The organism is Streptococcus oralis subsp. dentisani, from assembly GCF_003944205.1.
Lineage (GTDB): Bacteria > Bacillota > Bacilli > Lactobacillales > Streptococcaceae > Streptococcus > Streptococcus oralis_BH.
The window spans coordinates 1-21,434 of the sequence record NZ_RJPH01000008.1; the positions used below are offsets into that span (position 1 = coordinate 1).

Annotated in this window: 22 protein-coding genes and 4 pseudogenes; 7 read left to right on the forward strand and 19 right to left on the reverse strand. The window is 39.4% G+C overall.

Annotation, left to right across the window (positions count from 1 at the left end):
• The 8 genes and pseudogenes from D8805_RS06370 to recJ form a co-directional block, all read right to left on the reverse strand.
• Positions 1 to 541: pseudogene (locus D8805_RS06370) on the reverse strand (ATP-binding protein); the annotation flags it as partial.
• Positions 538 to 1,515, reverse strand: a complete 978-nt coding sequence (locus tag D8805_RS06375; RefSeq protein ID WP_125416272.1) for a hypothetical protein — start codon at positions 1,513 to 1,515, stop codon at positions 538 to 540. The gene D8805_RS06375 and the pseudogene D8805_RS06370, both read right to left, overlap by 4 nt.
• Positions 1,516 to 1,612: 97 nt before the next feature.
• A pseudogene (locus D8805_RS10260) lies at positions 1,613 to 1,687 on the reverse strand (metallophosphoesterase family protein); the annotation flags it as partial.
• The gene (gene uvrC / locus D8805_RS06380) at positions 1,677 to 3,524 is read right to left on the reverse strand and encodes an excinuclease ABC subunit UvrC (protein WP_125416274.1); all 1,848 of its coding nucleotides are present in this window, start codon (positions 3,522 to 3,524) and stop codon (positions 1,677 to 1,679) included. The gene uvrC and the pseudogene D8805_RS10260, both read right to left, overlap by 11 nt.
• 101 nt (positions 3,525 to 3,625) lie before the next feature.
• Positions 3,626 to 4,327 (reverse strand): M57 family metalloprotease, encoded by a 702-nt coding sequence (locus D8805_RS06385; protein WP_125416276.1) that lies wholly within the window; start codon positions 4,325 to 4,327, stop codon positions 3,626 to 3,628.
• 106 nt (positions 4,328 to 4,433) lie between these two features.
• The gene (locus D8805_RS06390) at positions 4,434 to 5,213 is read right to left on the reverse strand and encodes an alpha/beta hydrolase (RefSeq protein ID WP_125416278.1); all 780 of its coding nucleotides are present in this window, start codon (positions 5,211 to 5,213) and stop codon (positions 4,434 to 4,436) included.
• A gap of 68 nt (positions 5,214 to 5,281) precedes the next feature.
• On the reverse strand, positions 5,282 to 6,943 hold the full coding sequence (locus tag D8805_RS06395) for a ribonuclease J (RefSeq protein ID WP_125416280.1): 1,662 nt from the start codon (positions 6,941 to 6,943) through the stop codon (positions 5,282 to 5,284).
• Between the two features lie 173 nt (positions 6,944 to 7,116).
• A complete protein-coding gene (recJ, locus tag D8805_RS06400) occupies positions 7,117 to 9,339 on the reverse strand; it encodes a single-stranded-DNA-specific exonuclease RecJ (RefSeq protein WP_185774582.1) in 2,223 nt (740 codons plus the stop codon).
• 177 nt (positions 9,340 to 9,516) lie between these two features.
• On the opposite strand from recJ, the gene D8805_RS06405 reads away from it, so the two are divergent.
• Genes D8805_RS06405 through D8805_RS06420 form a run of 4 tightly spaced genes read left to right on the forward strand, consistent with a single transcriptional unit; the run spans position 9,517 to position 12,439 of the window.
• On the forward strand, positions 9,517 to 10,275 hold the full coding sequence (locus D8805_RS06405) for an amino acid ABC transporter ATP-binding protein (RefSeq protein WP_125416282.1): 759 nt from the start codon (positions 9,517 to 9,519) through the stop codon (positions 10,273 to 10,275).
• Positions 10,276 to 10,285: 10 nt separating this feature from the next.
• Positions 10,286 to 11,080 carry a transporter substrate-binding domain-containing protein gene (locus tag D8805_RS06410; RefSeq protein WP_125416284.1) on the forward strand — a complete coding sequence of 265 codons (795 nt, stop codon included), beginning with the start codon at positions 10,286 to 10,288 and terminating at the stop codon, positions 11,078 to 11,080.
• Between the two features lie 12 nt (positions 11,081 to 11,092).
• Complete coding sequence (locus D8805_RS06415) at positions 11,093 to 11,770, forward strand: amino acid ABC transporter permease (RefSeq protein WP_000131126.1); 678 nt, start codon at positions 11,093 to 11,095, stop codon at positions 11,768 to 11,770.
• Between the two features lie 9 nt (positions 11,771 to 11,779).
• On the forward strand, positions 11,780 to 12,439 hold the full coding sequence (locus D8805_RS06420) for an amino acid ABC transporter permease (protein ID WP_125416286.1): 660 nt from the start codon (positions 11,780 to 11,782) through the stop codon (positions 12,437 to 12,439).
• 121 nt (positions 12,440 to 12,560) lie between these two features.
• Here D8805_RS06420 and D8805_RS06425 read toward each other — a convergent pair whose 3' ends face one another.
• The 11 genes and pseudogenes from D8805_RS06425 to D8805_RS06470 all read right to left on the reverse strand — a co-directional run bounded on the left by D8805_RS06425 (position 12,561) and on the right by D8805_RS06470 (position 18,517).
• A complete protein-coding gene (locus tag D8805_RS06425; RefSeq protein WP_125416288.1) occupies positions 12,561 to 13,310 on the reverse strand; it encodes a class I SAM-dependent methyltransferase in 750 nt (249 codons plus the stop codon).
• A gap of 115 nt (positions 13,311 to 13,425) precedes the next feature.
• Positions 13,426 to 14,208: an AAC(3) family N-acetyltransferase gene (locus D8805_RS06430; protein ID WP_125416290.1), complete on the reverse strand. Its 783-nt coding sequence runs from the start codon at positions 14,206 to 14,208 to the stop codon at positions 13,426 to 13,428.
• A gap of 39 nt (positions 14,209 to 14,247) precedes the next feature.
• On the reverse strand, positions 14,248 to 14,448 hold the full coding sequence (locus D8805_RS10265) for an alpha/beta fold hydrolase (RefSeq protein WP_260469912.1): 201 nt from the start codon (positions 14,446 to 14,448) through the stop codon (positions 14,248 to 14,250).
• Between the two features lie 67 nt (positions 14,449 to 14,515).
• Positions 14,516 to 14,863 (reverse strand): hypothetical protein, encoded by a 348-nt coding sequence (locus D8805_RS10270; RefSeq protein ID WP_260469913.1) that lies wholly within the window; start codon positions 14,861 to 14,863, stop codon positions 14,516 to 14,518.
• An 8-nt stretch (positions 14,864 to 14,871) separates the two neighbouring features.
• Positions 14,872 to 15,309: a hypothetical protein gene (locus D8805_RS06440; protein ID WP_125416292.1), complete on the reverse strand. Its 438-nt coding sequence runs from the start codon at positions 15,307 to 15,309 to the stop codon at positions 14,872 to 14,874.
• Between the two features lie 61 nt (positions 15,310 to 15,370).
• Positions 15,371 to 15,559, reverse strand: a pseudogene (locus tag D8805_RS06445) (BtrH N-terminal domain-containing protein); the annotation flags it as partial.
• A gap of 31 nt (positions 15,560 to 15,590) precedes the next feature.
• A complete protein-coding gene (locus tag D8805_RS06450; protein WP_125416294.1) occupies positions 15,591 to 16,118 on the reverse strand; it encodes a PadR family transcriptional regulator in 528 nt (175 codons plus the stop codon).
• Between the two features lie 11 nt (positions 16,119 to 16,129).
• Positions 16,130 to 16,762: a GyrI-like domain-containing protein gene (locus tag D8805_RS06455; protein WP_125416296.1), complete on the reverse strand. Its 633-nt coding sequence runs from the start codon at positions 16,760 to 16,762 to the stop codon at positions 16,130 to 16,132.
• 156 nt (positions 16,763 to 16,918) lie between these two features.
• Positions 16,919 to 17,569 carry an ABC-2 transporter permease gene (locus tag D8805_RS06460; protein WP_125416298.1) on the reverse strand — a complete coding sequence of 217 codons (651 nt, stop codon included), beginning with the start codon at positions 17,567 to 17,569 and terminating at the stop codon, positions 16,919 to 16,921.
• On the reverse strand, positions 17,569 to 18,303 hold the full coding sequence (locus D8805_RS06465; protein WP_221762866.1) for an ABC transporter ATP-binding protein: 735 nt from the start codon (positions 18,301 to 18,303) through the stop codon (positions 17,569 to 17,571). The genes D8805_RS06460 and D8805_RS06465 overlap by 1 nt, the downstream gene beginning before the upstream one ends.
• A gap of 1 nt (position 18,304) precedes the next feature.
• Positions 18,305 to 18,517, reverse strand: a complete 213-nt coding sequence (locus D8805_RS06470; RefSeq protein WP_000646903.1) for an AbrB/MazE/SpoVT family DNA-binding domain-containing protein — start codon at positions 18,515 to 18,517, stop codon at positions 18,305 to 18,307.
• A 317-nt stretch (positions 18,518 to 18,834) separates the two neighbouring features.
• Between D8805_RS06470 and D8805_RS06475 the strand changes: the two genes are divergently transcribed.
• The 3 genes and pseudogenes from D8805_RS06475 to D8805_RS10275 all read left to right on the forward strand — a co-directional run.
• Positions 18,835 to 19,818, forward strand: coding sequence for an ROK family protein (locus D8805_RS06475; protein WP_125416302.1), 984 nt, complete (start codon positions 18,835 to 18,837; stop codon positions 19,816 to 19,818).
• Between the two features lie 13 nt (positions 19,819 to 19,831).
• On the forward strand, positions 19,832 to 20,980 hold the full coding sequence (locus tag D8805_RS06480; RefSeq protein WP_125416304.1) for an MFS transporter: 1,149 nt from the start codon (positions 19,832 to 19,834) through the stop codon (positions 20,978 to 20,980).
• A 248-nt stretch (positions 20,981 to 21,228) separates the two neighbouring features.
• Positions 21,229 to 21,327, forward strand: a pseudogene (locus tag D8805_RS10275) (NAD(P)H-dependent oxidoreductase); the annotation flags it as partial.
• Between the last annotated feature and the right edge of the window lie 107 nt (positions 21,328 to 21,434).

The window sequence follows — 21,434 nt, forward strand, 5'->3', positions numbered from 1 at the left end:
ATACACTGTACCTCTTAAGTTTTTCTTTAAAACGACTTTGTAAGAAGCCAAGTATAATACTTGAAATGTTTGGATTTTTTCTACTATCTCTACTTTCTAAATTATATATAAAACTCTTAATACTCCCTTTGTTTTTTCCCTCCATAAAAGTAGAAAATCCAGTCATCAGCTCACCATCAAAATAAAGACTATATTTACTACTATCAAAGAAATTATAAACGTACTCAAAATATAATTCTGTTTCACTTTTTAAAACTAAACAATATATTTTATCTTCAATAAAAGCTTCCTTATTTTGAAATACATCATAATGTACAAGCATATTTAATATACTAGACTTCCCTCTACCATTTATCCCTGATATTAAACTAATATTATTAACTGATCTTCCATAAAAATTTTCAATATAATCTGGATTTTTATCAATTCTTAATTCATTCGTTTCAAAATCAAAATTTACTTTATATTCGTCTGAAAAATTAAAAATTTGATTTTTAAAAAGTTCATCATACTGTTTAATCACCAAAGCAATTAATTTCATTCTTCTTCTCCTACTAGTCCAATTTCTTTGCTAATATCTGTAACCATTTTTGAAAGTGGTCTTTTCCCATAATTTTCTTTGTCTGTGTAGTGCCCTGTTATAAAGCGATTCACCTCAGCCTTGCTCAATTCAAGGTTTGTTTGATTTAAGATTTCTGACAAACCCTCTCTATAACTATCTGTATATACTTCTTTTTTCCAAATCAATTCATTGACCACATCAATGTGGCTTTGATATAGCTCCTCTATACCCAAATCACGAATTCCATTTTCAAAGTTAATATCACAAGAAACAATTTTGATTTTAATCTCATCGACAGACTTTGGAATGTATGTAAACTTTACATCATCGAATGGAAAACTAGTATCATAGGGACTATATTCTAAATCCTTATTTGATTTCACATGATTACAACTATAACAACTAGGAATTAAATTATAAAATGAAACCGCAAATAGTGGATAGCTGTCTTTTGGAAAAAAGTGGTCTAGTTGAGCAGTGTTTACTACTTTAGTCTGACCACTAATTTCTTGCTTGCAACCCGGACATTCTTTTTCAACCTCATCAATTACAAATAAGTCTTGATTACAATTATTACAATGAAGTATTTTATATGTTGAGTTTATATAATTACGATTACAATACGGGCATACCGAAACGTTCTTTAAATCAATTAATTTCTTCCTTAATCTCGAATCTATCTTTCCATAAGATTTTTTTAGATACTCTGCTAATCTAGGTTCTTCATCTACGAAATTATCCAACAATTCTTTAAGATTCTCTAAAAATGAATACTCACCTATCATTATCTTTAGAAAAGCATCCCTTTCACTTGCTAGCTCTGGTACATTACTGGCTACCCAACTATTTAAATCATTTTTAAATTCAGGATAACCTTGAAAACTCATTTTTTTATATAATTCCAAGCAAATTTTCTCAACTTCAGACGGATTTGATTTTTCTAAAGGTATCATAATTGACACTCCATTCTGGTTCACTTCTTTCCCATTATACCACAAAAGACCGTTTTTACGGCCTTTTGTTTATATATTAATCATCTAAATCCGCCGAAGATTCTGTAATCACCACTTCTAGTGCCGTCGCATTGCCATGAATATCTGATAAAATCGCGATTTTATGGTTCATGATACTCTCCTTCTGTTTGGTAATCTACACTATCTTCCGCCACTTGAGCCAATTCCACTTCTTCCTGCGGGTTCAACTTGGTTTGCACAGCTTCTGCGACTGCTCTTGGCACCCCAACTTCGACAATCTCATCCACACTGGCTTCCTTGATTTTAGCGAGAGACTTGAAATGCTTCATGAGATTCTGCTTGCGTTTAGGCCCCAATCCTTCAATCCCATCCAGTTGTGATGAAAAGGAGTTTTTGGAGCGTAGTTGACGGTGGAAGGTGATGGCAAAGCGGTGCACCTCATCTTGGATGCGTTGGAGGAGGAAAAATTCCTGAGAATTGCGAGATAACTCCACTACTTCCAGCGGATCTCCAAAGAGCAGCTCGTGGGTTTGGTGCTTGTCATTCTTTTGCAGACCTGCAATAGGAATATCCAAACCTAGCTCTTCTTGAATGACCTGCTTGGCAATATTGACTTGACCTTGTCCCCCATCAATGACAATCAAATCTGGAGGGGTTAAACCATCACGTTGAACTCGGCCATAGCGTCTGCGAATGACTTCTCTCATACTAGCATAATCGTCTGGACCCACAACTGTTTTTATCTTGTACTTACGGTAGTCTTTTTTACTCGGTTTCCCATTGACAAAGACCACCATAGCTGAAACAGGGCTGGTTCCCATGATATTAGAGTTATCAAAGGACTCGATACGAACCGGAGTCGGAATTTGAAGCAAGCGTCCCAGATTTTCAATAGCTCCTTGGGTCTTTTCGACAGATTTTTCTAGCAGATTGAACTTCTGCTCCAGACTAACACGGGCATTCTTTATAGCTAAATTGACCAGTTGTTTTTTCTCACCACGCTGAGGTTTGAGAATCTTGGTATCCACCAAAGCCTTGACTGCTTCTTCATCGATATCCTGCGGAATCAGTACCTCATTGGGAACCAGATGAGATTTTTCTTGATAAAATTGTCCCACGTAGGTCAAAAAATCCTCATCCGGATCATTGTAGTAAGGGAAGAGGTTGACATCGCGCTCGATGAGCTTGCCCTGACGGACAAAGAAAACCTGAACACACATCCAGCCCTTATCCACATAGTAACCAAAGACATCCCGATTTTGGAGATCCTTTGCCATAACCCGTTGCTTGGTCCGAAGTGTTCCAATGGCCTGAATCAGGTCACGGTATTCCGCCGCACGTTCAAACTCCATACTTTGAGCTGCCTTTGCCATCTTACCCTTAAGGTCATCGATAATTTTGTCATCCTGCCCTTTTAGGAAATCAGAAACCTCCTGAGCCATGGACTTGAAATAGGCCTCATCTTTTTTACAGATGGTATGGGCCACACACTGGCCGATATGGTAGTAAAAACAGACCTTAGAGGGCGGGTTGGTACATTTTCGAAAAGGGAAAATCCTATCTAGAAGTCGCTTGATTTCATTGGCTGCCCCCACATCTGGATAGGGGCCAAAGTAGAGTCCTCCGTCCTTCTTGACCTGACGGGTGATAATCAAACGAGGATAGCGCTCATTGGTGATTTTGATGAAGGGATAGGACTTATCATCCTTGAGCATGATATTGTACTTGGGCTTATTTTCCTTGATAAGATTGATTTCTAGGAGAAGTGCCTCAATATTGGACTCAGTGACGATAAATTCAAAATCTACAATTTCAGACACCAGTGCCTCCGTCTTGGTATCGTGACTCCCACGGAAATAGGAGCGCACACGGTTGCGCAGATTTTTAGCCTTTCCAACATAGATAATGGTACCGTTTTTATCTTTGTGAATGTAACAACCAGGGCTGGTCGGCAAGAGCTCTAGTTTTGATTTGATCAAGTTATTCATAGTTCCATTATAGCAAAAAGGCCGTGACAGGACGAACAAAAAGCCCCACCAATCACTTGTTGGAGGAGCTTTGATTTCTTTTCAGATTGCACCGACTTCATCTAGTCGCTACTGGTATAGAGTTCTTGAACAGCTTTCACATCCTGAGGCTGAATCCCATAGTAGGAACCTGCCGGCTGCATGACAGAAGTCTCGTTGGTGTGATCCAATCCGATGGCATGTCCCAGCTCGTGCTCCGCCGTGTGCACGATCCGTTCATAAGAATATCCATAGTTTGGATTGGATAGATAATAGTGATTCAGGCGAACCGTTACAGATATAAATTGATTGGTCAACAGATTGGTTTGACTCTCAGATTGGCCAGCCACAGCGGTCGATCCATCATTCATCTCACTTGCCACAATATCTGCCTGGCTAGGATCCGCAACCACCTCAAAGGTAAAGGCTCCCGTTTGATTCCAGTTTTTTATAGCTTCTGCATAGGCAGCTTGGAAGGTCTCATCCATTTGAGGTTCAATATAGATGCGAGCTGAGGCCTGAGCCCACTTGCCTTCTGCATGTTGGTGACTGTCTGTCTGAGACAAGACTTCCAGCGTTCCCGTCTCCTTCCATTGATTCCAGCCACCTTGACCAATCTTGTTCATTTTTTCAACCTGATTGATCGCAGAATGAAAATCACCTGTCAGATACCAAACCACTCCAAAAGCAATGAGTAGTAAAATAACCACAGTCCAAACCAGACGCCAGAAGAAACGCCAAATTCCCAAAAGAAATCGGAAGAATAATCGAATAATCCAGAACATGACACTCCACCTTTCATAAAAATAAGAACCTATCTTAAAATCGATGGTCTCCCACAATCAAGATAGATTCTCTATTTTACTCAAAAAAACTGAAAGAAACCTAAAACTAAGATAGGCGCTCTTCCAAAACAAAGTTAATTGGTAGAGTAGCTAAAAAACGCTCCAATTGTTTTTCCCAGTAGTACCACTCGTGCTTACCTGGACTATGACTATAGGTCACCTCAAAGCCTAGTTTTTTGAGGTTTTTCACTGCGAGATTATTGGCAGAGTAGAGATAGTCTTGCTCCCCACACCAAGCCCATAGTTTGGTCTTTTTATCGGATTTTGCGGCCATGTTTTCAAGCGAATGAGGACTAGCTGTCCAGTCTTTAATCTCTCCAAAAACTCCTCGCCAGTAGGCAAGTGAACCCAGTTCCTGACTTTCAGGAGAGAATTCTTGAAAACTGAGCGCACCAGAAAAACTAGCCGCATGAGAAAAACGATTTGTCGCTAGAGCGAGTTTGAAGGAACCATAGCCACCCATGGACAGACCTGCTATGAAGGTCTTTTCTCGCTTGCTGGTCATATTGGGGAAGAAACGTTTCATAACCTGAGGCAACTCTTCTGCTAGAGCAGTAAAGTAGTTGAAACCATACTGGGTATCGGTGTACCAGCCATTGCTAGTATTGGGCATGATAACAATTAGATTGGTGCCTCGCAACAAGCGTTCGACATTGGTACGCTTGAGCCAGCTATTTTGGTTTCCTGACATTCCGTGCAAAAGATAAAGGACAGGAATATCTGTACAATCTGGTTCAGTCACCCGACTGGCATCCGGATAGAGTACGGTAACGCCCCACTCCATATCCAAAACTTCTGAGTAATACTCAATATTCATAACTGCCATGGTTTTCTCCTTTTACTATTCTATAAGAAAAAGCCGAATTTCGACTTTTTCTGTAGGTATTCTGCTTATTATTTTGCTTCCATCACGACTGGCAAGATTGCTGGACGACGCTTGGTTTGATCAAAGAGATACTTGGTCAGATTGTCACGAACCTTGCCTTTGAGATCTGCCCAATCAAAGTCATCACCTTGAAGATACTCTTCTACCGTTTGGTTAATCAATTCTGAACTTTCACGGAGAATATCGCGGCTCTTCTTGAGATAAACAAATCCACGCGTATGGACGCGAGCCTTAGCCACAATCTTCTTCTCACGACGGTTGACAGTGATCGCCACGATAAAGATTCCATCCTCTGACAAGACCTTACGGTCACGAAGGACGACATTCCCAACATCCCCGATGGCATTTCCGTCAATCAAGACATCGCCTGCAGAAACTGCTCCAGCTGGAACAAAGTCTCCATGTTCATAAGACATGGTCGTTCCCTTTTTAGGGATGAAAATGCGCTCTGGCAACATCCCAACTGCCATGGCAGCCTTGGCATGCGCATCCAACTCACGATACTCCCCTTGGATAGGGAAGAGGTATTTTGGTTGCAAGAGATTGATCATCAACTGTAAATCACGCGCATTCCCGTGTCCGGACACTCGCAAGCTTTGGGTAATGAGTTTCACCACACCACCAGCTTGGTAGATCATGTTTTCAACACGCGCCATGACAGCTTCTTTGGCAATAGATGGAGTCGTTACGATATAGACCAAATCCCCATCTTTGATTTCCACATAGCGATGGCGACCGATGGACATCTTACGAAGTCCATTGATAGGCTCACCCATACGACCAGTCTCAAGGATAATCAACTCATGGTCTTCAAAACGAGACATTTCTTTTGGTTTAATCAAAAGACTTTCATTAGCTAGAGACAACTTTTTGAGTCGAATCGCTGTTCGGACGATATTTTCAACATCAAAACCAGTCAGAACAACTCGACGACCTGTGTCCGCCGCAGCATCAAAGACCTGCTGGATACGAGAGAGGTTGCTGGCAACAGCCGCAACGATGATACGACCTTCCCAGTCCGCAATGGTCTGGGTAATTTCCTCTCCAACTTCACTCTCGCTCGCTACCTGGATATTGCTGTCCGCATTCGCCGAGTCACTGAGAAGAGCTAGGACTCCCTCACGACCAATCTCAGCCAGACGGCCAAAATCCGTCGCATAGGATTTACTAGCCGTCTGGTCAAACTTGAAGTCACCTGTATAAACAATGCTGCCCTTTGGAGTTTTCAAGACGACTCCCAAACTTTCTGGGATAGAGTGAGTTGTACGGAAGAAGGAAACCTCAGTTCCTCCAAAGTCAATCTCCGTATTCTCATCAATCACATGGAAGTCATTGAATTTCTTAGCAGCATCATTTCCTTTGACAAATAGTTTTGCCAACTCGATGGTCAACTCAGAGCCAAACACAGGCACCTTAGCCTCTGCCAAAAGGTAAGGCAGAGCTCCAATGGCATCTGCATGTCCGTGGGTCAAGAAGACCCCAGCGATACGATCACTATTTTCAAAAAGGTATTCCATATTTGGAATGACGACGTCAACCCCAAGCTGTTCATTTTCAGGGTATTTAAGCCCCGCATCCAAAACAAAAATTGAATTGCCAATCTCAGCAATGTACATATTTTTCCCGTTTTCTCGTACACCACCTAGTGTTGTTAAACTGATATTACTCATTTTCCCTCCGAAACTTAATTTATCTTGATTATAGGGTAGGTTTACCCTCTTATTCTAAAAGTTCTAAAACTTTCAGCCGAATCTTTTCCTACCATTATACCATTTTTTTGATGATTTTCAAAATGAAGATTTGTTTTCAAAAAAGAGCTGGTTGCCCAACTCTTTCCTATTCTTTAGTTTTCTTCCATCAAAAAGTCATATATTTCTTGCACGGTACCCAGCGCCATGATTTCTTGATTTTTTACAGTTTGTTTGAGATTTTGGTATATCTGACTGTCAGCGATTTCCCTTTTCGGCGCTTCTTTATTGACAGTCATGACACCATCTTTGATAGTTACAAAGCCCAGTTCCTCAAATACTTGAATCATCTTGACTAATAAAATTTGTTGGATATTGAGATAGGCTGCTAAGTCCTTAAGTTTGTAGCGTATGTCAAATTCTGGGAACTGGTAAATGGTCTTGTACAATTTTGCAAACTGCTCTCTAGTCCCATAACCTGTCAGATAGTAGGCCTTGTCAATATCATTTTTGAAATAGACAGCTGAGAAATCCTGTTCTTGAAAAATGGTCTTCAACAGGGTGATATCTTCAGGAATGGTTTTTACAACCACAGCTTCACTGGTCGCTAGATCTGGCAATTCTCCAGAGAAATCCAAGACTGGAACCCCTTCTGGCAAAGATGCGTTCTTCCCACGAATGTTAAAGAGTTGAACACCTTCCACACGCGCATCCACCATCATCAACTGGAGGGCAGTTTGGCCATTCCATTGATTGACAGACAAGGTGACTGCCAATTCAAGATTTTTTGTTTGAGCAAACTCTGTCGCCCATCTACCTTGTCCGAAGGCCACCACTTCAAAACTCGCCTCGCCCTTGGAAATTTTTAGTTTGAGGTGGGCATTACCTGCTCCCATGGTTCTAGCACTTTCAACATGAAAATCCTTGATATAAAAGACAGGTTTCTGATTGTCCATTCCAAAAGGTGCCAAGCGTTCAAAACTCTTGACTGTTTCAAGACTCAAAGTCTCCAAATCCAGCTCTTCATCTAGGTTTAACTTGTTCTTGCCAGCAGCATCTGCGCCTTTTTCACGGACATAGTCTTCCAAAATCTGAGATAAATCTGAAAGTTTCTCCACTTCCAGCGTCATTCCTGCTGCACCAGCATGACCGCCAAAGGCTATGAAGAGGTCTCGATGGGGATCTAGGGCTTCAAAAATATCGACCGCTTCCACACTACGAGCACTTCCCTTGGCACGACCGTCTTCTATATTCAGAACGATGACTGTCTGTCCCAATTCTTCCAACAAACGACCAGCAACGATACCCAGAACGCCAGGATTCCAGCCTTCCTTGGCCAAAACCTGGACCTTCTTCTCAGGATCAACCATGGTCTTAGCTTCTTCATAGATTGACTGAACGATTTCCTTGCGCTCTTCGTTTTTCTGATGAATCATGAGGGCAATCTCATGCGCTTCCTCGTCGTCAAACCCAGTCAGCAAATCAATGGCAGGATTAGGATCATCCAAACGCCCCAAAGCATTTAAACGCGGTGCAAGCTGAAAACCAACCGTTTCTTCTGTCACTTCATTAGCAGTAATCCCAGCCATGTCCAGCATTTCTTGTAGTCCAATGCGCTGGGTATGTCCCAACATCTCCAGACCATATTGGACCATGATACGGTTTTCATCCGTCAGGCTCACCATATCGGCAATAGTTCCGATGGCGACCAAATCAAGCAACTCCACTTGTACTTCTTCTAAAAGAGCGCAAGCCAGCTTGAAGGCCACTCCGCAACCAGCCAACTGTTTGAAAGGATAGTCTGCATCTGGATGCTCGGGATGAACAATCGCATAAGCATCTGGCAAGGTTTCAGGCATGGAATGGTGGTCGGTCACAATGACATCTACTCCCATAGACTGGGCCAATTCAATGGCTTCATGGCCAGCAACTCCATTATCCACTGTCACAATCAGGGAAATCCCCTCTTGCTCGATAAAGTATTTATAGACACTGGCATTTGGTCCATAGCCATCGGTAAAACGATTTGGCAAATAAACACGGCACTCGGCACCAAGTTGTTCCAAACTTTCCTTAACAATCGACGCTGAAGTCATACCATCCGCATCGTAGTCTCCATAGATGAGAATGTTTTCCCCTTCTTCAATGGCCTGACGAATCCGTTCCACTGCCTTGTCCATATCATGAAGCAGATAGGGGTCATGTAAGTCCTCTAAAGAAGGTTCTAAAAACTTCTTTAGACTTTCTTCATTCTGAATCCCTCTTTCAAATAATAACCGAGCCACCTCGGGACCCAGTCCAGCCTTCTTGGCTATCTTTGTAAAATCCGCATCTTCAACCTGCGGGGCAAACTGCCATTCATAAGTAGGTGTTATCAAAAAGACATCCACTCTTTCTAAGAATTCTATCGTTTCATTATAACATGATTTAGGCATTTTCTCTATTCAGATTGCTTTTTTATAAAATTTTAGTGAATTTTTTTCAGATATGATTTGACAAGAACATTCTTTTGTTGTAGAATCGTGTTATAAAACCTAACACAAAGGAGATCTCTCATGGCTTTAGTAGAATTTAAAAACGTCGAAAAATATTACGGAGACTACCACGCACTCCGCGACATCAATCTCCGTTTTGAAAAAGGACAAGTTGTTGTCCTGCTTGGACCTTCTGGTTCTGGGAAGTCCACTCTTATCCGTACCATCAATGGTTTGGAGGCTGTTGACAAAGGAAGTCTCCTAGTAAATGGTCACCAAGTTGCTGGTGCCAGCCAGAAAGATTTGGTGCCTCTTCGTAAGGAAGTCGGCATGGTTTTCCAACATTTTAACCTTTATCCACACAAATCAGTGTTAGAAAACGTAACACTCGCACCCGTTAAAGTTCTAGGAATTGATAAAAAAGAAGCTGAAAAAACAGCCCAAAAATATCTGGAATTTGTAAATATGTGGGACAAGAAAGATTCCTATCCCGCCATGCTATCTGGTGGACAAAAACAGCGGATCGCCATCGCGCGTGGTCTCGCTATGCATCCTGAGCTCCTCCTCTTTGATGAGCCAACATCTGCTCTTGATCCTGAGACTATCGGAGATGTTCTAGCAGTTATGCAGAAACTGGCACACGACGGGATGAATATGATCATCGTTACCCACGAAATGGGCTTTGCCCGTGAAGTTGCTGACCGCATCATCTTTATGGCTGACGGAGAAGTTTTGGTGGATACGACAGATGTCGATGACTTTTTCGACAATCCAACCGAACCTCGTGCCAAACAATTCCTCAGCAAAATTATCAACCACGAAAGTGACAAAGTCAAATAAGGAGGCGCCTATGAAAAAGAAATTCTTTTTATCAGCATTATTGATTAGCCTTTTCGGTCTTGCTACTGCAAAACCAGTTCAAGCTGATACTAGCGTCGCAGACATTCAAAAAAGAGGCGAACTGGTTGTCGGTGTCAAACAAGACGTTCCTAATTTTGGTTACAAGGACCCCAAGACAGGGACTTATTCTGGTATCGAAACGGACTTGGCCAAGATGGTAGCCGATGAGCTTAAAGTCAAGGTTCGCTATGTGCCTGTTACAGCGCAAACTCGTGGACCACTTCTTGACAATGAACAGGTCGATTTGGATATCGCGACCTTCACCATCACAGACGAGCGTAAAAAACTCTACAACTTCACCAGTCCCTACTATACGGATGCTTCTGGTTTTTTGGTCAATAAATCCGCCAACATCAAAAGTATTGAGGACCTAAACGGCAAAACGATTGGGGTTGCCCAAGGTTCCATCACCCAGCGCTTGATTACTGAACTGGGTAAAAAGAAAGGTCTAACCTTTAAATTCGTCGAACTTGGTTCCTACCCAGAATTGATTACTTCTCTTCACGCTCATCGTATTGATGCCTTTTCCGTAGACCGCTCTATCCTGTCTGGCTACATTAGTAAACGGACAGAACTACTAGATGATAGTTTTAAGCCATCTGACTACGGTATTGTTACGAAAAAATCAAACACCGAGTTCAACGATTATCTCGATAACTTGGTCACCAAATGGAGCAAGGATGGTAGTTTGCAGAAACTTTATGACCGTTACAAGCTCAAACCATCTAGCCACACAGCAGATTAAGGAGGACACCCCATGACAGATTTATCATCTTGGACAGCCTATTTTCAGGATTTTGGACAATTTTTCAATGGTTTCCTCTTCACACTTGCCCTAGCGATTGGTTCCTTTATCCTCGCCATGGTTTTGGGCATCTTCTTTGGGGCCATGTCAACTAGTAAACGCCCATTCTTGCGCGTTTTGGCTCGTATCTTTGTCGAATTTTATCAAAACACTCCCCTCTTGGTGCAGTTTGTCATCGTCTTTTATGGTTTGCCTCTTATCAGTGAACACACCATCATGATTCCGATTTATTGGACTGCTGTTCTCTGCGTGGGACTCTATCACGGCGCTTATATCGCTGAGGTTATTCGTTCAGGGATTCAGTCTATTCCTAGCGGTCAGATGGAGGCCGCCTTGTCACAAGGTTTTACCTATATCAGTGCCATGCGCTTGATTATCTTGCCTCAGGCCTTCCGTATCATCCTTCCTCCTTTGACCAACCAAATCGTTAACCTCATCAAGAATACCTCTACCGTAGCTATCATCTCTGGAGTAGACTTGATGTTTGTGACCAAGTCTTGGTCAGCTCTCAACGGAAACTACATCCCAGCCTTTCTAGGCGCTGCTCTTCTCTACTTTGCCCTTTGCTTCCCTGTCGCCCAGTTTGGTCGCAAGATGGAGCAAGCCAACAAAAAAGCCTATTCACTTTAGGAGGTTACTATGGAATCTATTTTAGAAGTTTTAACCCCAGATAACCTAGCCTTTATCTTTAAAGGATTTGGCTTGACCCTCTATATTTCTCTGATTGCTATTGTCCTCTCGACCCTTATCGGAACAGTACTAGCCGTCATGAGAAATGGGAAAAATACTGTCTTACGGATCATCTCCAGCATTTATATCGAATTTGTGCGTAATGTTCCCAACCTCCTCTGGATTTTCACCATCTTTTTGGTGTTTAAGATGAAGTCCACACCAGCTGGTATTACTGCCTTTACCCTCTTTACCTCAGCAGCCCTGGCTGAGATTATCCGAGGCGGCCTCAATGCCGTGGACAAGGGTCAGTACGAAGCAGGAATGTCGCAAGGATTCACCTCTGCGCAAATCCTCTACCATATCATTCTCCCACAAGCGATCCGTAAAATGCTGCCAGCTATCATTTCTCAGTTTGTAACTGTGATTAAGGATACCAGCCTTCTCTACTCTGTTATCGCCCTGCAAGAACTCTTTGGCGCTAGCCAAATTCTCATGGGCCGTTATTTCGAACCAGAGCAGGTCTTTAGTCTTTACATCCTGATTGCCTTGATCTATTTCAGCTTTAACCTAGCGATTTCAAGCTTATCCCGCATGCTAGCCAAACGTTGGCAGCAAGCTGCAGAATAAAAAAAGAAATGTGAACATCTATTTTTCGTTCACATTTTTATATTTTCATAAGTAGAGATACTTTCTTGTGTGTACTGGTCAATTTTAACTCATTTTTGCTCAATCCTACTATACTACTCTATCATTTAACTGATTTTGTTGCAATATATGTTTCAATATTCAGTTCATGCAGTCTACCAAAACCATTTGTATCTTCATATATGTCAAGTAGAGTGAACCCCGCCTTTAACTGTCCGCCTATTTGCTCTGTCATATTGTGAGAGAATTGCATGCCAGAATTTTCTTTTATCATAAAATCTTTGGCTGCTTTATCTTTTAATGGATTAAACAGCATTTTCCAAATAATTTCTTTTTCTTCATTACCTACAATGTAATTTATTTCATTGTTTAATCCTGCCAGAAAAATTCCACCCTTTTTCAGAACCCTATACGCCTCATTAAAAATGGGCTCCACATCTTCAACATAACAGTTTGAAACCGGATGAAAGACTATATCAAAGGTTTCATCCTCAAAAGGCAAAGCTTTTGTCATATCTCCTTCAATCGCTTTAATAGTATAGCCTTCTCTTTCAGCAATTAAAAATTCACTTTCTATTTGCTTTGGCGAATTACCAAGCACAGTGCAGTCTGCACCCAATGCTTTAAATATAGGCATTTGCTGCCCACCACCCGATGCTAAACCTAAGATTTTCTTTCCTTTTAAGTCTCCAAGCCACTCATGTGGAACAGGAACCGTCGGAGTAAGAAAAACATTCCAATCTCCGTTTTTTGCACTAATATACTCATCATGTGAAATCGGCTTACTCCATTCCCAACCTTCTTCACCCCATCTATCAATAGTTTCTTTATTTATATCTTGATATGATTTCATTCGTTATTTCCTTTTATGAATCCTAAGTTTATCTGATAAAATGGGAATTATCAACCTATTTCTACTAAAGTTTATCTAGTGTCTATTGATTTCTTTACAATAGTTAAAATTCAGTTCATCTACGATGTTTTTCAATCCAAGAGACAGCAAAATCTACTAGTTCACGTTGTTGCATCAATCTAGAATCGGCATTGCCTATTTTTCCTATCTTTGCAAGGCCATTTCCCTCAAAGGCGCTTCCTATATCCTCAAAATCTTCTCCGTCAACAAATAAGGTGTTATACGCTTTCCATATCCGAACACCATCTTCAAGTATGGCACTATGCTCAACACAGTCATGTTTCCCAGGATACTCTGCACGGACATCCGCTAAGTGTATGGAAGTGTTTTTATCATATCCAACCCCTAACAACAGTACTTTTGCGTCAAGTTCATAGAGTTTTGCGATAGGTGAACCCTCACCAAATATATTTGAAAGAGTATGTTCCGCTGTAATATATTCAGCATGTTTTCCCCATGCACAAATTGATCTTGCTGGATGATCTGTTCTGATGCTCCCCGGCCATTGACGGAACATTTCTGCAACAGCTCCCATCGTATTTGTTGGCGTTATCTGTTTATCATATGCTGGCCAATTCTCTCTAATTTTATCCCAGTCTGACTCCTCTGCATTCCAGTGCACACCTGTTTTCGGATCTAGATTTTTCCATGACTGTGTCGGCATCACAATGGTACCTTCAGAAGTAACGACTTCAATTAGAGCTTCTATCACAGTCTGTGCTCCTCCACATACATATCCAATACTTTTTAAGGATGTATGGACAATGACAACATCTCCTTGTTTCAGCCCAAGTTCTGTTAACCCCTGTACGATATCTTCTTTATAGATTGTTTTCATAATTTTTACCTCTTGTTATCAAAAACTAATACGAATTTATTAAGTTGATTTTTTAACCCATGTGTCTAAAAATTTTAATTGCTCGTCTGTATGAAACCAATGCTCCCCATTCTCCATGATTGTAAGAGTTGCTCCAATTTGCTCTGCAAACTTCGTTATGGTTTTTTGAAAAGTTAAATTATCTTTTTCACCATATAAAATAGAAGTGGGAACATTCCACCTAATGGGATGATTTTTCACATAAGATAAATACTCCCAAGACAATGTTTCACCAAATTCTGTTTCAACCTCTTTCTTACTTTTTAACTCATCTTCTGTAAATATTTAACCACTTCATCATATCCATTATCAGTTTCTCCATATCTACAATAGGGGAAATAAATAAGGCCTGAGAAATATTCTTTTCAGTCAAAGATAGCATTGCAAAGTAAGCACCGATGCTATTTGCAATTAAAATAACAGAATCATACGATTTAGCACACCTATCATATAGTATTGGAAATTCTATCTCCGCTTCCCAAGGAGTTTGTGATTTATAGTCAAAACCGATAACATCACTTTCTCTAAAAATAGATTGATAATGATTTGTCTCCTCTATATTTCCACCCTTACCATGTATATAGATAACTAAGGTTTTCCACCGAATCACTTCCATAATCTTTTTTATCTTTCTGACATATATTTTTGTATTTCACCAGAGGTCAATCTTCTTACCTGTGTGTTGGGAAATTCCTGATATTCTTCAACTGAAAAAACAGACGCCATTTTTTCACAAGTTTTTCCTTTATTCTTTTTTAGATATAACTTCAGATCTTCATTGCTAGCAAAAATTTTATAAGAAATTCTACCATTCTCACTTTTTAATTCATAAATACCACATGGCTTTTTTTCTGTGTAATCGGCAGTTCTTAAATATAGCTTTGCAATTTCTAATGACTTAAACGGAAAATTCCACCGTTGCAATCCACGATTTGGATCGTACTCGATACAAATGCACCGACCACAAGTTCCGCAAATATATTGTGTATGATTTTTTAAGCATTCCAAGGGGTTTAAAAGTGGCGTCACTCTACTTTGATCAACATAACATTCTTTACACATTGTAATCTCACGTTCTCTCCAAATTTTAATCTATAATTATCAATTATTAAAATATCTCTAAATCAGGTTTAATTCTCTCGCCTATAAACGGCATATTCATGGAGTTCATATTCCAAAGAGTAAATTCCAGACCTTCTCCCAAACCAAATAACATCGGCTCACTTAATTCAACACCAAGCTGATTCAAGAGAGTTCCTGTTGCGGTAGATTCACAATGTTATCCTATGAACGGTTTTATATCTAACTTCATATACCATCTCCTCTAAAAATTTTTTTGGATTTCACTGTAATTGTAAAGTTTGAATTTCAGACTCTAACCAATTTAGCTCTGCTTGGAGCATGGTTAAACCCAAACTGAATAACTGTTTGGCAGACCTTGGCAGACAATGTCCTCCTGCTTGTTGATTCTTCAAGACTTGCAAATCCTTTTCCAAAATATATTTTCGTTCCATAAGAGCCTGCAATAATTCTTTAGAGGACATATTCTGACTATTTGCCAATGCAGTCATAAAATGTGAGTTCGCTGGCTGTCGTTCTACTAATCGCTGACGTGTTTTTTCAATTAAAATTGTTAACCCCAGCTTTGTAATGCTGTACTCTTTTTTATCTTTTCCCTTTGCCGGTACACTCTTTGCCAGACCTTTCTTCTCCAATTTTTCAAGTACATAATAAATTGAAGAAAAACCTACGTCTGTCCATTTTCTCATGCCTCTATCAACAATAAGTTTTTCAATCTGATAGCCATGATGCGGTTGCTCTGCCAATATACCGAGGATTAACTCCTCTGTTAAGGATGTCTTGATAACCATTTTTATTCTCCCTATCTCTTTTTAATCGGATGTCTGAGAATAGTTTTCAGTTTGGCAGGCTCTGTTTTACGAAAATCGCTGATATAGATTTCATGGTGCATACGTTCATCTGTAATATCCAGTTGATAGCCTTCATTTTCCATATAAGCATGCATTCGTTCAACTGTTATAGGCTCATCATTATAAGAGCCGACATGCAAACATTGAACACATAGACCTTCGTCATAAGTAAAGTATTCCACGTTGGAAAAATCCATTTTTTTCTTAGTTTTCGCTTGATGGATAGCCCAGTCAAAATTTTCTTTACTTACGAAATCCGGCAGACGAAGGAGAGAGATAAATTGAAAATCGCTTTTACGTTCATAATCAACACCTTTAATACCTTCCTGCCACCAAAAACCTTCTAATGGTGGCACAACAAAATCAAAGTAGCCATTCATTCGGTAATCTGTATTTTTACTCATTTTGATAGTATAGGCAAGTGGGTAAAGTAAGTTAATGGCTTGCTTATACTCGCCACCTTCTTCATTAGGATTTCCTTTACCTCGAACTGCTAAAAAATTCATTTTGGGAATCTTAACAATCATCGGATTCGTCTTAGTTGGATAAAACTCCTTAAATTCTTTCTTAAAGTCAAAAACCATGGGCAACTTCCTCCTCTGATATTTATTTTTCTTTATATATTCTACTGCTAGAATATGATTTGTCAAAAAAGTAAAAATAAGTAATCCATGTGCCAACCGAAAATGATTAACACTCAGACATTTCACAGATTATCTAATTCATAATTCCCCTAACGATCATAAATCAAGTTTTTCGAAATCCTTGACTGCTTTTTGATAAGAAAACCAGGTACATAACTTGAACATAACAATACCAATCAGCAATATCACAACCTGTGGTATGCTTAAATTTGCAGGATCATTTAGGCTTTCTAATCCAGGAATATGGTGTAATATCTCTCCCATGAATATTATGACAGTTGCGACTGCGCAGAATAGGATAAAAGGCTTCCCAATCTTATAAGCTGTTTTAAAAAAGCCTGCGAGAAAAACACTGTTAAAAGTTGCAAATACAAGCATTATATATCCAAGATAAGCCGCATTTGCATTCATCAACTGATTGGTAACATAAGGAGCAGCATCCCCCAATATTTTCATCCTAATAATCGTTAGCAATGCGCATAAGACAAATGCCACTAATTCGATGAGCAGTACAAATAGATACTTAGCTGTCACCACATCCTGTTTCCTGACCGGCAACATGACCGTGTAGGTAATATCATCGCATTCCCGAACCTGCTGGTAGGTATAAAATATACCTAGACAAATAAAAAAGGAACCTACAAGAATAGGATACCTTGGAATCATCGTCATAGCTGAAAAAGTTATAAACCAATAACTCAAAGGATTTGCTGACAATCTCATTTCTTTATAGAGAAGTTTTCTCATCACAAATTCACCTCTTCTCTTTCGATATGCACCATAATGTCTTCCAGTGTTGGCGCACCACCTATTTCCCCTGTGAAATGGCGAATAAAGTCTTCTTTATTGGTCGATAAAAGCAATTCTCCATTTTTGATGTAAGTAATCGTATCTGCACATTTCTCCAAATCACTAGTAATATGAGTAGAAAACAAGATTGCCACACCTTTTTCAGCGAGTTTTCGGAAAATTTCATTCATCTCATCTCTAGATACTGGGTCAAGTCCACTAGTCGGCTCATCTAAAATCAAAAGCTTAGCACGATGAGAAAGAGCTAAAGTAAGATAAAATTTTACTTTCATCCCCTCAGATAGTTCCATAATTTTCTTATTTTCATCAAGTTTAAATGCGTCAAGATAATGACGATAGGATTCATCATCCCAGTTATCATAAAAAATACGAGTAATGGCGACAATATCTTTTAATTTTTTTCTTTTATAATAATTGGTTCCTCCCACTGCATAACCAATTCGTTGTTTGATTTCATCTTCATTATCCAGATAATCCATTCCAAGAATACGGACATTCCCTGCATCAGGGTGAACAAGATTGAGAATGGATTTAAGTGCTGTAGTCTTACCCGCTCCATTCCTGCCAATAAATCCCATAACTTCACCAGCCTTAATCTGAAAGCTAATCGATTTTAGTTCAAAAGACGAATATTTTTTTGTCAGATTATTTATCTCCAGAACACATCCCATATCATTCATCCTCTTTCTCTTCAAAAGCAATTTCCATCAAGTGAGCAAAGGCTCCCTTCGGCGGTATGGCAATTCCACGCTTTTCATCACCAAGAAGCAGAATCGTATCGCCCGGTTTGATATTAAAAACATCGCGCGCCTGTTTTGGTATTACTATCTGACCTTTTTCTCCAACTGTAGCTGTCCAAGCATATTTACCTTTTGGTGCTTTCACAACCACCACCTCCTTTAAGTATGATTTGTATAACTAATTATACCACTTGTCCTAAATAATACAAGTGCAGACTACATCCAGTTGCCATCATAATAAAATGCTCGTAAAAATCTGGACCACTCATCCCAAAACTAAGAATGAAAAAATTTCATAAGCACATTGATACCATAAATCAAAAACAGCATTATCCTTTCCTACAAGAGAGGACCACTCCTAAAATTAGGAAAGCGAAACTAAGATTTTTAAAAATATCTTATTGCAAACAAAAATATAATATGCTACAATACTTTTGACAAAACGTGTCGAAAGGTAGAGAATTGGCAAAAATAATTGATTTAAAGCAAGAAAATATTCACAAAGTACGATCCTGTTTTTATCAAGGAGGAACATGGACCAAGAATCAGTTGTCCAGTCAAACAGGAATTTCTCTGGCGGGAACTACCAATATCTTACAAATATTAGAGAATAGTGAAGAAATTGAATTTGTAGGGAATGCCTGTTCAACTGGTGGCAGAAAGTCAAAATTGTATCAATTAAGAGAAGATCATATCCATATTGGAACTATTATTCTTAGTCACATCTTTTCTCAATACAGAATACGTGCAAACTCATTTAATCTGGGAGGCCATTCAGTTTATGAACAAATTTTAGTAAGTCCCACAGGGACATTAGATGAAATTCGCAATGTAGTAAAAAAACTAATTACCAGTGATCCACTGATTCAGGTATTAGTACTTAGTTTTCCTGGTATTATTGGAGAACAAGGAGAAATTATCTATTCTGATTTTGAACAGATCAATCAAAAAAATCTTCTAACGTCACTTTCATCCCTTACAACGATACCCATTGTTTTAGAGAATGATGTTAATGTTGCTTCTCTTGGTTATTGTAGTATTCACCCAGAATTTAGAACATTGGCCCTTCTCTATCAGCCAGATACAGATTTTGCCGGTTCTGGTATTATCATCAATAAAAGATTGCATCGTGGAAGAAATGGTTTTGCAGGGGAAGTCGGCTATCTCATGAATGGATATAAACCTGCAGATCGCCAATCACGTTCAAATGACTTCACATTTCTTTTGTTAAATCAGATAACAGCATTAACATCAGTCATTGCTCCGGATGCTATTGCATATTATTGTCCATCTTTACAAGAAAATATAAAAATTTCTGACACCTGTCTTCCTAAAGAATTCCACCCAATCCTTGAAAGATTGACTGAGATAGACCCATTCATACTGAACGGAGTTCAATCAATTGGAAAAAACAAGATTCTAGAAATCAAAAGAAGAGCAATCTAACAAGGAGAACTAAATGATTTCGTTGTTGTTAGCGGTTATCTATCTGGCCTTTATTAGTTTAGGCTTACCTGATGCTATTTTAGGAAGCGCTTGGCCAAATATGTATCGTAGCTTAAATTCAACTATTACCGGGGCAGGCTCCATCTTTCTGATTATTTCTGTTTGTACAATAATTTCTTCTTTAAATGCAGATAGAGTAATTCATAAATTTTCTACAGCTAGAGTGACAGCAGTTTCGGTAGGGCTAACTGCTTTATCCTTATTCGGTTTTTCTTTTTGTCAAGAATATTGGCAGCTGTGCCTATGGGCTATCCCCTATGGTCTTGGTGCAGGAGCAGTTGATAGCGCACTGAATAACTATGTAGCATTGCATTTTTCTCCTAAGCATCTATCTTGGCTACATTGTATGTGGGGGATGGGGGCTTCTATCGGTCCTTATATCATGGGAATGATTTTGTCAAGTGGTTACGACTGGCCTGTCGGTTACAGAATCATTGGAATCATACAGGTTATACTAACAACTATTATATTTATTTCTTTACCTTTATGGACTGCAAAAGAACAAGGGATGAAGTTAGAATATAATAGGGATATTCTTTCAATCTCCCAAGCATTAAAACTTCAAGGTGCCCCTCAAATTTTGCTTTGTTTTTTTGGATACTGCGCTCTTGAACAGACGACCGGACTTTGGGCAGCTAGTTGGTTGAATGTGGTCAAAGATATTCCGGCAGAAACGGCAACATCCTTCGCTTCAATATTTTACATAGGAATCACTGGTGGCAGAGCAATTTCTGGTTTTATTGCAGAAAGACTTGAAGATAAAAATATGATTCGCTTAGGGTTCATTGTAATTTTCATAGGTCTGATTCTCCTTACCTTCAGTTTTCATTATACAATTGCCTTAATAGGGCTTGCTACTATCGGCCTTGGTTGTGCACCGATTTATCCGAGCATTATCCATTCTACTCCAGAGCGTTTTGGAAGGGAAAATAGTCAGAGTTTAATCGGCATTCAGATGGCTTCTGCCTATATCGGTTCCGCCTTTATGCCAAAGCTTTTTGGAATCCTAAGTGATGTCACCAATATTTCAGTTTATCCGTTCTATCTTTTGTTCTTTCTATTCCTGATGTTTATCATGCATGAGTGGGCTGAAAATAATTAATAGTGTAGAAAAATATTGATAAGAACTTTTTAACAGTCAATTGGCTTATGAATCGGTAGAAAAATAGGTATTTCACCTAGAAAAAGTGGTTTTGGCTATACCATGTCAATAATTAGTGGAAAATATAAATGGAACATTCAATTATCAATAGATCTTGGAATAAGGAAATCTCCAGAAGAATATACAATTCACGAATTATATAAAGAGAGTAAACATTAGTTGAATCACATTAAAACTTAGTTTTTCAATCTCCTATATTTAATTTCTCTAGTCCGTCGTTATTAAAAAAATGGATAGACGCTATATTAATTTGTAGTTGGTTCTTTGGTAAAAATGGAGGAGATTAATTAGAAGATAGAAAAATCGCATTGGCGGTATCTGCTAGTATCTAGGAAAAGGATTATCAATCTGACGGGAAATACCACTATACTCTTGAACAAGTACTGGTTCCCTT